General features: G+C 71.3%; 15 protein-coding genes. 7 read left to right on the forward strand and 8 right to left on the reverse strand.

Going from position 1 to position 14,315, the window contains the following annotated elements; all coding sequences use genetic code 11:
- Window positions 1-37 precede the first annotated feature (37 nt).
- Window positions 38-1,696, reverse strand: coding sequence for a family 10 glycosylhydrolase (locus tag OG505_RS30050; RefSeq protein ID WP_405429378.1), 1,659 nt, complete (start codon window positions 1,694-1,696; stop codon window positions 38-40).
- A 295-nt stretch (window positions 1,697-1,991) separates the two neighbouring features.
- Between OG505_RS30050 and OG505_RS30055 the strand changes: the two genes are divergently transcribed.
- Window positions 1,992-3,488 carry an amino acid permease gene (locus tag OG505_RS30055; RefSeq protein WP_405429379.1) on the forward strand — a complete coding sequence of 499 codons (1,497 nt, stop codon included), beginning with the start codon at window positions 1,992-1,994 and terminating at the stop codon, window positions 3,486-3,488.
- A gap of 199 nt (window positions 3,489-3,687) precedes the next feature.
- Window positions 3,688-4,695, forward strand: a complete 1,008-nt coding sequence (locus OG505_RS30060) for a LacI family DNA-binding transcriptional regulator (RefSeq protein ID WP_405429380.1) — start codon at window positions 3,688-3,690, stop codon at window positions 4,693-4,695.
- On the opposite strand, the gene OG505_RS30065 is transcribed toward OG505_RS30060, so the two are convergent.
- From OG505_RS30065 to OG505_RS30075, 3 genes are all read right to left on the reverse strand, one after another.
- Complete coding sequence (locus OG505_RS30065; RefSeq protein WP_405429381.1) at window positions 4,692-5,417, reverse strand: methyltransferase domain-containing protein; 726 nt, start codon at window positions 5,415-5,417, stop codon at window positions 4,692-4,694. The two genes, OG505_RS30060 and OG505_RS30065, sit on opposite strands and share 4 nt — an antisense overlap.
- Window positions 5,418-5,685: 268 nt before the next feature.
- Window positions 5,686-5,994 (reverse strand): hypothetical protein, encoded by a 309-nt coding sequence (locus OG505_RS30070; RefSeq protein ID WP_405429382.1) that lies wholly within the window; start codon window positions 5,992-5,994, stop codon window positions 5,686-5,688.
- Window positions 5,995-6,032: 38 nt separating this feature from the next.
- Entirely contained in the window at window positions 6,033-7,670 is a 1,638-nt protein-coding gene (locus tag OG505_RS30075) for an ABC-F family ATP-binding cassette domain-containing protein (protein ID WP_405429383.1), read from the reverse strand.
- A 62-nt stretch (window positions 7,671-7,732) separates the two neighbouring features.
- On the opposite strand from OG505_RS30075, the gene OG505_RS30080 reads away from it, so the two are divergent.
- The 3 genes from OG505_RS30080 (at window position 7,733) to OG505_RS30090 (ending at window position 9,337) form a co-directional block, all read left to right on the forward strand.
- Window positions 7,733-8,503 (forward strand): ROK family protein, encoded by a 771-nt coding sequence (locus tag OG505_RS30080; protein ID WP_405429384.1) that lies wholly within the window; start codon window positions 7,733-7,735, stop codon window positions 8,501-8,503.
- Window positions 8,504-8,592: 89 nt separating this feature from the next.
- Entirely contained in the window at window positions 8,593-8,961 is a 369-nt protein-coding gene (locus tag OG505_RS30085; protein WP_405429385.1) for a tetratricopeptide repeat protein, read from the forward strand.
- A gap of 121 nt (window positions 8,962-9,082) precedes the next feature.
- A complete protein-coding gene (locus OG505_RS30090; RefSeq protein ID WP_007465523.1) occupies window positions 9,083-9,337 on the forward strand; it encodes a Smr/MutS family protein in 255 nt (84 codons plus the stop codon).
- Between the two features lie 25 nt (window positions 9,338-9,362).
- On the opposite strand, the gene OG505_RS30095 is transcribed toward OG505_RS30090, so the two are convergent.
- Together OG505_RS30095 and OG505_RS30100 are read right to left on the reverse strand one after the other, a co-directional pair.
- Window positions 9,363-9,941, reverse strand: coding sequence for an AAA family ATPase (locus tag OG505_RS30095; protein WP_405429386.1), 579 nt, complete (start codon window positions 9,939-9,941; stop codon window positions 9,363-9,365).
- 100 nt (window positions 9,942-10,041) lie between these two features.
- Window positions 10,042-11,211: a helix-turn-helix domain-containing protein gene (locus OG505_RS30100; protein WP_405429387.1), complete on the reverse strand. Its 1,170-nt coding sequence runs from the start codon at window positions 11,209-11,211 to the stop codon at window positions 10,042-10,044.
- Window positions 11,212-11,562: 351 nt separating this feature from the next.
- On the opposite strand from OG505_RS30100, the gene OG505_RS30105 reads away from it, so the two are divergent.
- On the forward strand, window positions 11,563-11,790 hold the full coding sequence (locus OG505_RS30105) for a hypothetical protein (protein ID WP_234582409.1): 228 nt from the start codon (window positions 11,563-11,565) through the stop codon (window positions 11,788-11,790).
- Between the two features lie 54 nt (window positions 11,791-11,844).
- Here OG505_RS30105 and OG505_RS30110 read toward each other — a convergent pair whose 3' ends face one another.
- Together OG505_RS30110 and OG505_RS30115 are read right to left on the reverse strand one after the other, a co-directional pair.
- Entirely contained in the window at window positions 11,845-12,186 is a 342-nt protein-coding gene (locus OG505_RS30110) for a hypothetical protein (protein WP_234582410.1), read from the reverse strand.
- On the reverse strand, window positions 12,186-13,001 hold the full coding sequence (locus OG505_RS30115) for a hypothetical protein (protein ID WP_405429388.1): 816 nt from the start codon (window positions 12,999-13,001) through the stop codon (window positions 12,186-12,188). Before OG505_RS30115 ends, OG505_RS30110 begins: the two co-directional genes overlap by 1 nt.
- Before the next feature lie 279 nt (window positions 13,002-13,280).
- Between OG505_RS30115 and OG505_RS30120 the strand changes: the two genes are divergently transcribed.
- On the forward strand, window positions 13,281-14,300 hold the full coding sequence (locus OG505_RS30120) for a hypothetical protein (protein WP_357494962.1): 1,020 nt from the start codon (window positions 13,281-13,283) through the stop codon (window positions 14,298-14,300).
- The last annotated feature ends 15 nt before the right edge of the window (window positions 14,301-14,315 follow it).

Here is a 14,315-nt window from a genome sequence, read left to right on the forward strand (position 1 = left end):
GGGTGCGCGAGGCACCCGGGGCATTCCGCGGAACGGGTTAGTGCAGCAGGAACGCCGGCGGGCTGGCCGGGCTCTCGTTGGCGGTACGGTCCAGCGCGGTCACCCGGTAGGTGTAGCGCCGGCCGGGCTCGGCCGATGTGTCCACCCAGGACTGGGTGCCGCCGGGGGTGGCCCGGACGGTGTCGACGAGGTGCCTGGCGTCCGCCGTGGCGCACCGCCCAGGCAGCGTGGTGCCGTCGAAGCGGTAGATCGCGTACGACGTGGCCGTGCCCAGCGGGCCCACGCCGTCGGCGGGCTGACGCCAGGTCAGCCGCACCCCGTCGGCCTCCCGGGCGACCCTGGTGACCACCGGCAGGAGCAGCGGCTTCGCCGGCAGGTGCGGCATGGCCGGCACGAGGGCCGGGCGGGAGTAGTGCTCGGCCGCGTAGATGTCGGTGGCGCCGAGCCGGTTGGCCCGCACCTGGACGGCCGAGAAGTGCACGTTGCCCTGCACCTCGGGGTACGACCGGTTGAGTGTCAGGTGGTCGGACAGCTCACGCGGGTTCTGCCAGTACGGCCCGTACGCCGCATCGCCGCTCTTGTAGTCGGCCTGCCCGATGTAGAGCTGGACACGGGTGCCGCGCACGGTCTCGGCCCACCACGGGACCAGCCGCGCGTAGTCGGCCGCCGGGTACTGGCCGATGTACCAGTAGAGCTGCGGCACCACGTAGTCGATCCACTCCTGCTTGACCCACTTGCGGGTGTCGGCGGAGATGATGTCGTACGACTGGCTGCCGGTGGTGTCCGAGCCGAGCGGGTCGGCGCTGGCGTTGCGCCAGATGCCGAACGGGCTGACACCGAACTTCACCCACGGCTTCGCCGATTTGATCTTGCCGTTCATCTCCTGGATCAGCAGGTTGATGTTGTCCCGCCGCCAGTCCGCCCGGTCGGTGAAGCCCCGGTTGTGCGCCGCGAAGGTGTCGTCGTCGGGCACCTGGTAGGTGCCGCTGGGGTAGGGGTAGAAGTAGTCGTCGAAGTGCACGCCGTCGATGTCGTACCGCTTGACCGCGTCCATCATCGCGGTCTGAACGAACTCGCGGACCTCGGGGATGCCGGGGTTGTAGTAGAGCCGGCTGCCGGCCACGCCGGCCGGCGGGTAGGCGAAGGTCCAGTCCGGGTGCTGCCGGGCCGGGTGGCCGGGTGCGAGCTGGCTGAGGTCGGCGCCGGCGCCGCCGGGGGCCGGCATGGAGACGCGGTACGGGTTGAACCAGGCGTGGAACTCCAGGTTGCGCTTGTGCGACTCGTCGACCAGGAAGGCCAGTGGGTCCCAGCCCGGGTCCTGGCCCCGTACGCCGGTCAGGTACTCCGACCACGGCTCGTACGGCGAGGGCCAGAGCGCGTCGGCGGTCGGTCGGACCTGCACCACGACGGCGTTGTGGTGCAGCCGTTCGGCGAGGTCGAGCAGTTCGCGGTACTCGGCCTGCTGGGCGGCGACCCGGTCCGGGCTGGTCTGGGACGCCGTGCTGGGCCAGTCGATGTTGACCACGGACGAGATCCACATCGCCCGGAACTGTCGTTTCGGCGTGGCCGGGTCGGTGACGCAGCTGGTGGTGGCGGCATCGGTCGCGGCGCTCGCGGGGTTGGCGGGGGTGGCGGCGACCAGCGCGCCGAGCAGGGCTGCGACCAGCCCGGCCGCTCCGAGTCGAGGTGCCTTCATGCGGTGTGTCCCTTCGTTGGGGCTCCCGGGTGCGCAGGTGTGGCAGGGGTCGGCAAGATTCGCCGCTGCTTATCTGCGTCTAGAAGGAAATTTTCATACTCCGGGTCATCGCCGCAAGGGTCTCGCGCCAGATCGGTGCGATCGTCGGCTACCGGGTTGATCGTCCGATTGCTCCCCGTGACCGGCCTTGAACGCCTCGTCATCGGCCAGCGCGATTGGCGGAACCTGCCGCTGGGTAGCAACCCCCACCGCCGGCCGCTGCGGTGGTGGCCGCACGGTGGGGAGGGGTGAGCGCATGTCCGTGCTGCGAACCAAACCGATCAAGGACGTCATAGCCCAGGGCGACGCCGACGGCACCGACGGCAGACTGGGGCTCAAGCGGCGGCTCGGCGCGATCGACCTCACCGGCTTCGGCATCGGCATCGTGATCGGCACGGGCATCTTCACGCTCACCGGGATCGAGGCCCGCGACAGCGCCGGTCCGGGCGTGGTGATCTCCTTCGCCATCGCCGGCGTGGTCGCCCTGCTCGCCGCCCTCTGCTACGCCGAGCTGGCCTCCAGCGTGCCGACCGCCGGCAGCGCCTACACCTACGCGTACGCCACGATGGGCGAGATCGTCGCCTGGATCATCGGGTGGGACCTGCTGCTGGAGTTCGCGCTCGGTGCGGCGGTGGTGGCCCGCGGCTGGTCGGGCTACCTCGCCGAGCTGCTCGACCTGCCGACCCGATGGTTCGGTGAGGAGGGCAGCACGGTCAACATCGGCGCGATCGCCATCGTGCTGATCCTCGGCATCGTGGCGATCGTCGGCATCCGGGAGTCCGCCCGGATCACCAACCTGTTGGTGCTGGTCAAGGTGTCGATCTGCGTCTTCGTGGTGGTCGCTGGCCTGTTCTTCGTCAAGGCCGCCAACCTCAGCCCGTTCATCCCGCCGGCCGAGCCCGCCGGCAGTGGCGACGACGGCATCAAGCAGCCGGTGACGCAGGCGCTGTTCGGGTTGGAGCCGTCGGTCTTCGGCTTCGTCGGGGTGCTCAGCGCCGCCGCGGTGGTCTTCTTCGCGTACACCGGCTTCGAGGCCGTCGCCAACCTGGGCGAGGAGACGCGCAAGCCCAAGCGGGACCTCACCCTGGGCCTGCTCGGCACGCTGCTGATCTCCACCGTGCTCTACATCGGCGTCTCGCTGGTGGTCGTCGGCATGGTGCCGTACACGGAGATCGACCGGGGCGCCCCGATCGCCTCGGCGTTCGAGTCGGTGGGGGCCGGCTGGGCGGCGACGCTCGTCTCCATCGCCGCGGTTGCCGGCCTGACCAGCGTCATCCTGGTCGACCTGGTGGCGATGGGCCGGATCGGCTTCGCCATCGCCCGGGACGGCCTGATCCCGCCCTCGATCGCGGCCGTGCACCCGCGCTGGGGCACCCCGTACCGGATCTCGGCGATCATGACGGTGGCGGTCGCGCTGCTGGCCGGCTTCCTGCCGCTCTCCGCACTGGCTGACCTGGTCAGCATCGGCGCGCTCTGCGCGTTCGTGCTGGTCTCGATCGCGGTGCCGATCCTGCGCCGCAAGCGCCCGGACCTGGAGCGGCCGTTCCGGGTGCCGTTCTCCCCGGTGCTGCCGGTCGTCTCGGCGCTGGCCTGTTTCTACCTGATGCTCAACCTGTCGGTGGAGACCTGGCTGCGGTTCCTGGCCTGGATGCTGCTCGGCGGGGTCATCTACTTCGGCTACGGCTACCGCCGCAACCGGCTGGCCCGGCACGAACCCGCCGTCGCCCCGGCGCCGCGCGAACCGAGCGCCTGAAACACGAACGCCGCAAGGGCTTCCGCTCCCGCGGGGGCCCTTTCGCGTGGTCACCCGGTCAGGGGCGGGTCTGCGGCGTGGCCGTCGGACGCGACCGCAGTCACCGCCCACCCGGCCGGTTCTGCAACGTTGTAGGCAACGTTGTAAAGGGCTGATGACGAGGTATGGTGCGCTGGGTTTACATCGGGGAGGTTGCGGCGTGCGACACAGGCTCAAGGACGTGGCCGAACGGGCGGGCGTCTCGGTGAAGACCGTCTCCAACGTGGTGAACGGCTACGTGCACGTACGTCCGGACACCCGGGCCCGGGTCGAGGAGGCCATCGCCGAACTGAACTACCGGCCCAACCTCTCCGCCCGCCACCTGCGCAAGGGTCGTACCGGGGTGATCGCCCTGGCGGTGCCGGAACTGGACATCCCGTACTTCGCGGAACTCGCCCGCTACGTGGTCACCGCCGCCGCCGACTACGGCTGGACGGTGCTCATCGACCAGACCGGCGGCCGGCGCGAGCAGGAGCGGGTGGTCGCCTCCGGCATCACCGACCACCTGATCGACGGGCTGATCTTCAGCCCGCTGGCGCTCACCGGGGAGGACCTGGCCGGCCTGGACGGCACCCCGATGGTGCTGCTCGGCGAGCGGGTCGACCACGGCCCCGCCGACCGCGTGGTGATCGACAACGTGACCGCCGCCCGCGAGATCACCGACCACCTGATCCAGCTCGGCCACCGTCGGATCGCGGCGATCGGCTCGCAGCGCACCGACGAGGGCGCCAGCGCCCGCCTGCGTCTGGCCGGCTACGCGGAGGCGTTGCGCGCCGCCGGCCTGGCCTACGACGAAACCCTCGTGGCGCCCGCGCCGGCCTGGCACCGCGCCGACGGCGCGGCCGCGATGCGCGGCCTGCTCACCGCGGGGGTACGCCCCGACGCCGTCTTCTGCTTCAACGACACGCTCGCCCTGGGCGCTCTGCGCGCCCTGCACGAGGCCGGCCTGCGGGTGCCCGAGGACGTGGCGGTGGTCGGCTTCGACGACATCGAGGACGGCCGGTTCTCGATCCCGACACTGAGCACGGTCGCCCCGGACAAGGAGCGGATCGCCCGGCTGGCCGTCGAACTCCTGGCCCACCGCCTGGACGGCGACCGCGCCGCCCCGGCGAAGGAGCTTTCCGCCCCCTACCGCCTGGAGATCCGCGAATCAACCCGGAACCCCTAGTCGAAGAAGCGGGCCAGGTGGGATGGGGGTGCCGGGTCGACCTCCGGGGGCAGGGGGGTCAGGTCGGCGAAGATCGAGGCACCGTCGCAGCCCGCGTGCAGCGGGTACCACCGCGGCGTGCCCGGCGGTCGGAGCTGGCAGATCCCCTTGAACGTCTGCACGTCCATCAGCCGGACGTGAGTCGGGTCGGCGACCGCGTTCACGTGCCCCCACCAGGGGCTCATCACGTGCAGGACGCCACCCGGACGCAGTACCCGGTGGCACTCGTCCACCAGCGGCAGGAAGTCGATCAGGTGCTCCAGGATGTGCACCGCGAAGAGGACGTCCACCGAGTTGTCCGCCAGCGGCAGCGAGCCGGACAGATCCGCGACCGCGTCCACCCCCGGCGCCGGGTAGATGTCCAGCCCCAGGTTGCTCGACCACTGCTTGGTCGGCCCGCAACCGAGGTCCACCACCACCGGTGACCGCCCGCCGACGCCGACCCGGCACCAGACGCCGTAGACGCCGGCCAGCCGCCCCACCAGGTCGCGTACCAGCCGCAGCTCGGCGGGCTCGGCCACCTCCCCGGTGAGATGGGCGACCCCCCGGTCGAAGCGCACCTCGACCGCCAGAGCGCGCAGCCGCTCGTCGTGCCGAGCCTGGTCCGCCCACGCCTGCGCGAGGGATTCGTCGATCAACCGCAGCCGCTCGGCCGAGGGCGGAGTCTGTGCCAAAGCGACCATTCGGGCCACCTCCCGCCGCGCGTTACCCACATTCGCGACCGGTATGCCCGGCTCGTCCGCCCTGTTCGTCGGGGTCCGCCCGCCGCCGACGGGCGTGTCGCAGCCTGCGGGCGATGCTGCTTTGAGCGATATACCTGTGAGTCATATTTATGCCGCACAGGTATATCGCTCGACGGGACACCGGCCCCGCGACGCGGCCGAGCCGGCCTGTGCCGCAGCCCACGAAGGTCAGGTCGCCCCCGGCGAGGGCCGGAGTTGGCAGCGAGGGTCAGCCCGAGATGGTCCGGCGGCCCCCGCGTATCCGCTGCCGGGGTGGCGGGGCGGCGGGCTTCGGCCGCTTGAGGTGGTAGCGGTGCAGCTCGTGGTTGCCGGGCAGGGACGGGTCCTCGCTCATCGCGACCAGTTCCCAGCCCTGGTCGCCGGCCCGGTTCAGGTGAGCCAGCGCGGTGTCGCCGTACGGCGTCACGTCGACCATCGAGCCGTCCGGGCCGTACCAGACGAAGACGACCTCCCAGCCGAGGTCGTTGGTCGCCGCCTGGCGGCGGCGGACCAGCAGGGCGTACTCCCACTTGAGCATGGCGTCATTCTCACCCCGCGACGGCCCGCCGGCACGGATCAATCCTCGGCGATCCGCCCGGCGTCGACCCGCAGCCGACGGTTCGTCTCGATGGCGGCCAGCATCCGCCGGTCGTGGGTGACCAGCAGCAGCGTGCCGGGATAGCTGGCCAGTGCCGATTCGAGCTGTTCGATGGCGGGCAGGTCCAGGTGGTTGGTGGGCTCGTCCAGCACCAGCAGGTTGACCCCGCGCCCCTGGAGCAGGGCCAGCGCCGCGCGGGTCCGCTCGCCGGGGGAGAGGGTCGCCGCCGGCCGGGGCACGTGCGCCGCCCGCAGCCCGAACTTGGCCAGCAGGGTCCGCGCGTCCGCCGGGGACATCTGCGGTACGGCCGCCTGGAACGCGTCGATCAGCGGAGCGTCACCGAGGAACAATCCCCGAGCCTGGTCCACCTCGCCGACCACCACGCCCGGCCCGAGCGTGGCGGTGCCCTCGTCCAGCGGTAGCCGGCCCAGCAGGGCGGCCAGCAGCGTCGACTTTCCGGACCCGTTCGCGCCGGTCACCGCGACCCGGTCCGCCCAGTCGATCTGGAGGTCCACCGGCCCGAGGGTGAAGCCGCCCCGGCGTACCACTGCGTTTCGCAGCGTGGCCACGACGGCGCCGGCGCGGGGCGCGGCGGCGATCTCCATCCGCAGCTCCCACTCCTTGCGGGGCTCCTCGACCACGTCGAGCCGTTCGATCAGCCGCTCGGTCTGCTTGGCCTTGGCGGCCTGCTTCTCGCTCGCCTCGCTGCGGAACTTACGGCCGATCTTGTCGTTGTCGGTGGCCTTGCGGCGGGCGTTCTTCACGCCCTTCTCCATCCAGCCGCGCTGGGTGCGGGCCCGCGCCTCCAGGCCGGCCTTGGTGTCGGCGTACTCCTCGAAGTCGGCGCGGGCGTGCCGCCGCGCCACCTCGCGCTCCTCCAGGTAGGCCGCGTAGCCGCCGCCAAAGTGATTGACCTGCTGCTGCGGCAGGTCCAGCTCCACCACCCGGGTCACCGTGCGGGTGAGGAACTCCCGGTCGTGGCTGACCAGCACCGTGCCCGCCCGCAACCCGGTGACGAACTCCTCCAGCCGCTCCAGGCCGGCCAGGTCCAGGTCATTGGTCGGCTCGTCGAGCAGGAACACGTCGTACCGGCTGAGCAGCAGCGACGCCAGCCCGGCGCGGGCGGCCTGACCGCCGGAGAGCCCGGTCGTCGGATGGTCCAGGTCGACCGCGAGCCCCAGGTCGGCGCTCACCTGCTCGGCGCGCTCGTCCAGGTCCGCGCCGCCGAGGGCGAGCCAGCGCTCCAGCGCGTCGGCGTACGCGTCGTCGGCGCCCGCCGTCCCGGCGGTCAGCGCCTCGGTGGCCGCGTCCAACGCCGCCTGCGCGGCGGTCACCCCGGTCCGGCGGGCCAGGAAGTCGCGTACGGTCTCGCCCGGTCGCCGTTCCGGCTCCTGTGGCAGGTGCCCGACGCTCGCGGTGGGCGGGCTGAGTCGGACGCTGCCGGCCTCGACCGGCAACAACCCGGCGAGGGTACGCAGCAGCGTCGACTTGCCGGCCCCGTTCGGCCCGACCAGGCCGACCACGTCGCCCGGGGCGACGACCAGGTCCAGCCCGGAGAAGAGTGGGCGATCCCCGTGCCCGGCGGCCAGGTCCTTGACGATCATCGTGGCGCTCATCAGGACGGCAGCCTATCCGGCTGCTCGCATAAGAGCCGACGGCAGCGGGCAGACTCAACGGCGTGGTGACCACTCTGGCGATCGACTGCGGCGGCGGGGGCATCAAGGCGTCGGTCCTCGACGAGGCCGGCACGATGCGCGCCCGGCCGCTGCGGGTGCCGACCCCGTACCCACTGCCTCCCGCGCTCTTCGTCCAGACCCTGCTGGAGCTGGGCGGGCGGCTGCCCACGGCGGACCGGCTGACGGTTGGCGTACCCGGGATGATCCGGCACGGCGTGGTGGTGGCCACCCCGCACTACGTCACCCGCAGCGGCCCCCGCTCCCGCGTCGACCCGGACCTGCTTGCCGAGTGGTCCGGCTGGGACGCGCGGGGGGCGCTGGCCGACGCGTTCGGGGTGCCCGCGCTGGTGCTCAACGACGCCGAGGTGCACGGGGCGGGTGTGGTCGCCGGCACCGGCTGTGAACTGGTGTTGACCCTGGGAACGGGGCTGGGCAACGCCCTCTTCGACGGCGGCCGGCTCGCGCCGCACCTGGAGCTGTCGCACGCGCCGGTGCGCTGGGGCACCACCTACGACACGTACGTGGGTGAGCCGGAACGGCGGCGGCTCGGCGACGCCTTCTGGTCCCGGCGGATCCGGCAGGTGGTGGACGGGTTGCGCCCGGTGTTCCGGTGGGACCGGCTCTACCTGGGCGGGGGCAACTCCCGGCTGATCCGGCCGGAGCAGCTGGCCCGGATGGGCGACGATGTGGTGGTGGTGCCGAACACGGCCGGGATCGTCGGCGGCGTCCGCGCCTGGGAGCTGGCCGCCAGCCGCCGGGACGCCCGCACCTGACCCTGTTTCCACCCGGGGAACAGTCGCCAAACGCCGAGTGTTGTGCCAGCGTCGGAACAGGTGACGGCGCGACCCGAGGAGGTGGGCAGATGGATCTTCTGGCGGACTACCGGCGGGCGACCATGTTCTTCGAGACCGGTGACCCGAGCGGAGCGGCCCGACTGCTGGAGCCGATCGTCGACGCCGAACCCGGCAACGCGGCTGTCCGGCAGCTGCTGGCCCGGGCGTACTTCCAGTCGGCCCAGCTCAACCGGGCCGAGGCGCAGCTGCGGGAGCTGATCGACCGGGACCCGAGCGACCACTACGCGCACCACGTGCTGGGACGGACGCTGGAGCGGCTGAACCGGCACACCGACGCGCTGCGGCACCTGCGGATCGCCGCGGCGATGTACGCGGCCAACGACGACTACCGGGTGGCGCTGGAGCGAGTCGAGGCCCGCGTGGGCGGCACCCGCTGAACGCGAAACCGGTGACGAGCAAGGGGCGGTCCTGCGGGCCGCCCCTTCGTCGTCCGGCGGGCGGGCCGACGGGCGTGCCTAGGATGGCGGACATGGGACCTGACCGGCCGGGGGCTGCGGCATGAAGCTCAAGCTGGACCTGCACGAGATCTTCAACAAGGGGCAGGACATCGACCGCGCGCTGCGCGGGATCATGGACGAGGCGGTGGCGAAGAAGGCCACCCTCGTGGAGATCATCCCGGGCAAGGGGTCGGGGCAGCTCAAGAAGCGGGTGCTGCGGTTCCTCGACCAGAAGGACGTCAAACAGCTCTACCACCGGGTGGAGAAGGACTCCAAGAACTTCGGCCGCCTCTTCGTCCACTTCCGCTGGAAGTAGCTCGAGCCGCTGGAGGCAGCCACGGTCACGACCTGCTGGGCTGAGCCTGCTTCAGCGGGCCGCGCAGCCAACTATCGGCGGCGGCGTGACTGCGGAGGCGCACCACGGGAAGGTCCGGACGCCGGGCCGCCAGGGCCGCGATGCGCGCGGCCGTCTGTGAATGTGTGTTCCACGCCCAGCGGACGATGTGCTCGGGGTCGGTGAACAGGGTCCAGAGCGGCGGTTCGACGTTACCGTTCCACAGCCGCCGGCGGCGAAGACGGCGGACGACGGTCCGCCGGACGACCTGGCGCATAACGGTGATCTTCGGCAGATCCAGCCACACCAGCAGGTCCGCGAGATCGGCGAGGTGGGCGCGAACCGCCTCGTACTGCCACTCGGTCACCCAGGAGGGGCTTGCGCTGAAGCGCCGTACGTCTTCTTCGAAGGAGGGACGTCTGGTCCACGAGGGTCCGTGAAAGAGGCCGTCGATCTCCACGTGTGGCGTCTGCAACGAGATGGCAATGCGGGAGGCGAGGGTCGTCTTTCCGGCGCCCGAGGTCCCGGCGACCAGGACGCGGCGGGGACGGCGCGGCAGGGGATCCGTGGCGTCCAGGTGCGGCATGACGGTGAGGGTAGTTCGACCGGATCAGCGACCCGTATCGCTGGACGCCTTGGTGCTTGATGAACAAGAGCGCTCCGTTCAGCCCCATCGACGGGTGTGGCTATCGAATGGCATTCAGCGCGTCTCGGAAGTCGGCGGTGGCCTGCTCGTGGGGGTAGCGACGGTGAAGTTCGACGTCAACTTCGCCGGCGACGAGCAGCAGCGAGGGCAGGGACCGCCGAGTAGCGGCGAACGCCGCCACCCCCTCCTCGACGGCCCGTTCCAGCTCGCCAGCGCGCAGGGCTGTGGCGGCGAGGGTGAGTCTGGCTTCGGCCATCCGCATGGGTGACCGCTCGATGCCGTCCGATCCGGTGCCGAGACGCAGAACCTCGTTGGCGTAGTGCTCGGCGAGAGCGTCGTGTTCGGCGAGGCGGTAGGCGTCCATCGCGTAGAACAGCCATTTGCCAGGATCGACCTCGAAGTGGTTGTCGGGCCGGTCTGGCGCACCGAGGTCGTCGAGGAGCCGCCGACCTCGATCGAGCGCCGCCCGCGCGCCCTGAAGGTCGCCGAGTCGTGCCAGCGCTTTGGCTTCCTGTGCGATCAGTTGCACCCCCACCCGCTGCCGGCCGGCGGCTTCCTGCCCAGCTCGGGCGGCAGTCAACACTGCCTCGTGTCGGGACTGGGTGAGTGCGAACCAGGCCGTCATCTCCCATGCCCAGCCGGTGATGCCGGCGTGGCCGGCTTCCTCGCCGAGCTGACGGGCGGCAGTGCGGGTGGCCTCGGCGCTGGCGCGTTTGCCGAGGTCGTATTCGACGCAGCCGATCAGCAACGCCAGCCAGCCTGCGCACACCAGCAGTTCGCGATGCTGCCGTAGCCCGGTGGGTCGCTGTAGCAGTCGGGCGACCTCGCGCAGCCAACCCTGACCTTCGGCGCGGAGTTCCCCGGCGTCGCGCCACCCGTACTGGCAGCACAACTCGGTCACGGTCGCCCGCAACGTTTCGATGGTGGCGGGGGCGGTGTCGCTGGCGTGCATTCGATGTAGCAGCTCGACGGTCTCCGACGGCCGGGTGTCGGAGGCGGCGGCGATATCCAGGGCGGCGCAGGCGATCAGCTCCCCACGAGCGGCCAGGACGTCGTCGATCCGGCGGGCCAGATCTTCACCCGGTCGGCGACGGCCGTTCTCGAGGCGGGAGAGGTGCCCCTTGTCGGCGGGCAGCAGCTCCGAGAGAGCGGCCAGGCTGAGGCCGCGAGCTTCCCGCGCTGTCCGCATTCGGGCGCCGAATGTTGGCATGTCTCGCCTCCCGCCGGAGTTGCCGGGTTGCCGATGCGGGTTGGCAACGCGCAACCCGTCGACCGATGTGAGCGTACCGCCGCAGGGTGTATCGGACGAGCACGCGCAGTGACCGGCGGGAGGCGTGGTGGCGGTTCGGGAGCGGTTCAAACGCTGGTGGAGCAGACGGAATCAGGTCCAGTTGGACAAGACCGGCGCAGCGACCTGCTATCCACAGCGGTCCGGCGCGCATGAAATCACGGCGCGGGACGGCAACCACGACGGTAGGCGGGCGGCTCTGTGATGGCCGGAGAGTGGGAGACGGCGCGGGCCAATCGGGCTGAACGGTCGGTGTCAGCGCTCGATCGCCGGATGGACGGGGAGCACCTGCCGCGCCGGCCGCAGTGGCACTGTCAGACGTGTGCGGCAGACACGCCCTGGCCGTGCCATCCGGCGCGGGTACGCCTGGCCGAGGCGTACGGGTGTGACCGCATCGGCCTTTCCATCTACGTCAGTGGGCTGCTCTTCGTCGTCGTCGTGGAGCTGCCCGAGGTGGCGCCGGCCGAGTTGTACGAGCGGTTCGTGGCTTGGACGCGCTGATGGGCGGCGTCCACCCAGGCGACGGGTCATGTCCTACTCCGACTGGGCGCACTGTCACAGGCTGGCGGTGAGGAGGCCGCACGCGGCCAGCGGTAGCACCGCGCTGAGGGTGCCCACCAGGGCCGACGAGCGATTCCGCGTACGGGGGACCAGCACTGCTAGCGTCACCAGGCTGACCAGCAGCGCGAGGAACATCGCCGGCAGGGCGACGTAAAGCCCGAACAGCAGCATCCGGGACCGTTCCGAGTCGCACACCTCCCCGCAGCCCGCCGGAACCGAGCCGGAGAGCGTGCCGAGGAACAGGCCGAACGCCACGACGATGGCCAGATACCAGCCGATCATCACCAGGAACGCGGCCCTGCTGCTGACGTCGGGGCGTGGCGGCGACAGGGCCATCAGCCGCCGGGCCGACCGGACGGCGGCGTTGGTGCCACGGTGACGAGCCGGGCCGTCGGCTTCAGGTTGGCGCAGAGTGCCCGGGGGAAGGTGATCGCTGCCTTGCGGACCGCGTCGCACCCACCCGACGTGGTCCGGGCGATGATCGACCAGCCGGCCGGCTCGTTCCGCAGGAAGTAGCGCCGCACGGCGGTGTTCACCTCGCACCCAGGGCGTGGCTCGACGCCGCACGATGCCGGGTCGTCCGGCACCGTCATGACCAGCCAGTTCCCGTCGCAGGCTTCGACGTGACTCTGCGAGTGGCGGGACACGTCCATCCCCCGTACGGCTGCACGCGTCCAGGTCGGGTCGCAGCGATCCTTGGGTGGGTTACAGCCCAGGTTCTCGTCGCAGCGGTTGTAGGCGCCGTTCTTCAGCGCCCACGTCTTTTGGTTGAGCGACAGCGGGCGGTCGCCGATCGGCTCCTCCGACGTGAGGGTCACCTCGGTGGGCTCGAAGGTCGGACAGGCGCCAACGATGGCGGACCCGGCCGAATCCTGCACGATGTCGGCGAAGATGACGCCGTTCTCCTCGGTCTGGTTGTCGACCCGCACGTTGCGGGAGCAACCATCGCCACCAGCGAGCGCCTCGACCTGCACGGTCACCGCCCGGGCACCCGGACCGGGCGTCACGCCGCTCACCTCGGCCTGGTAGGTGCTCCACGCGGCGGACGCGCTGGGTGCGGCGTCTCCGGGCCGTGTCTGCGGCGCCGCGCAGGCAGCCACTCCCGGCAGCACGGCAGTCAGCAGGCAGAGAACGGTGGTGAGCCGGCGCATGGGTGGCATTCTGCCCGGCCGTGCCACGTCCCGCGGCCCCGGTTGAGCGATCGACTCCAGCTCGGTGAGCTGGCGCCGATCACCTCGTGACGAGGAGGGCGCACGCGGCCAGCGGCGCCACCGCGGCCAGCGTGCCCACGACGAGGGACGAACGGATCCGTGCTGGCATCGCCGGCTCGACCGGACCACGTCCGCGTGGAGTGGGTGGCTACTAGGTTTCGAAACATGTCATCTGGACCTTCGCGCCACCGCCCCGGAGTTGGTTGGCTGGTCCGCCGGCTGCCGACCCGGGCGGTCGAGGCGGCGTCCCACCTCCAGGCCTTCGTGCTCTCCGGTGTGGTCACCGTTCTGGCCCTGCGGGCGTACCTGGAGGCCACCGACTATCCGCAGCTCGGCGGCGGCGGGCTGCACATCGCGCACGTGCTCTGGGGCGGCCTGCTGCTCGCGGTCGGCCTGGGGATCCCGCTGATCTTCCTGGGCGAGGGGGCGCGCACCGCAGGGGCCATCGTCGGCGGCGTCGGGTTCGGCCTGTTCATCGACGAGGTGGGCAAGTTCGTCACCACCGGCACCGACTACTTCTACGCCCCGGCTGCCGCCATCATCTACGTCGCGTTCGCCCTGCTCGTCCTGCTCACCCAGGCGGTACGTGGGCGTACCGGTCGATCGGAGTTGACCCCGGCGGAGCGTACGGCCAACGCGCTTGACGTGGTGCTCAGCGGTCAGCCCGCCGGGTTGACCGACAGGCGTCGGGCGGAGGTACGGCGTCTCCTGCGGGGCGCCGGGCCGGCCGTCGAGGCGGCCGTGGAGCAGTTGCTGGACGCGATGCCGCGGCGTGAGCCGCCGCCGGCCCGGTTCTGGCAGCGGGCGGCGGACCTGGCCCGGCGTCTCGGTGCCTGGGCGACCCGGCAGCGCTGGCTGGTCTGGCTGGGTGTGGTCTACCTGGTGGTGGAGCCGTTGGTTGTCGTGGTGGCGGTGCTGCTGGACGGCGTGACCGGGGAGCTGGACCAGGAGCGCGAGTGGGGGGCAGTGCTCGGCGTCACCGCCACCGCGCTGGTCACGGCGGTGCTCAGTCTGCGGGCGGCGTGGCTGCTGCGCTCGAACCGGATCGAGGCGTTCCGGTTCTTCAAGCTCGCGCTGCTGGTCAACCTGCTGTTCGGGCAGGTCTTCAACTTCACGGTCAACCAGTTCAACGCGGTAGCCGTGGTCGCGATCGACCTGGCCCTGCTGGGGGTGGTGACCGCCGAGCACCGCCGGTTGCGGCGCGCAGCCGACAGGGGCGACCCCGTTGACGCTCCATAGGATGGCTCACCGACC

Source organism: Micromonospora sp. NBC_00617, assembly GCF_045161355.1.
Taxonomy (GTDB): Bacteria; Actinomycetota; Actinomycetes; order Mycobacteriales; family Micromonosporaceae; genus Micromonospora.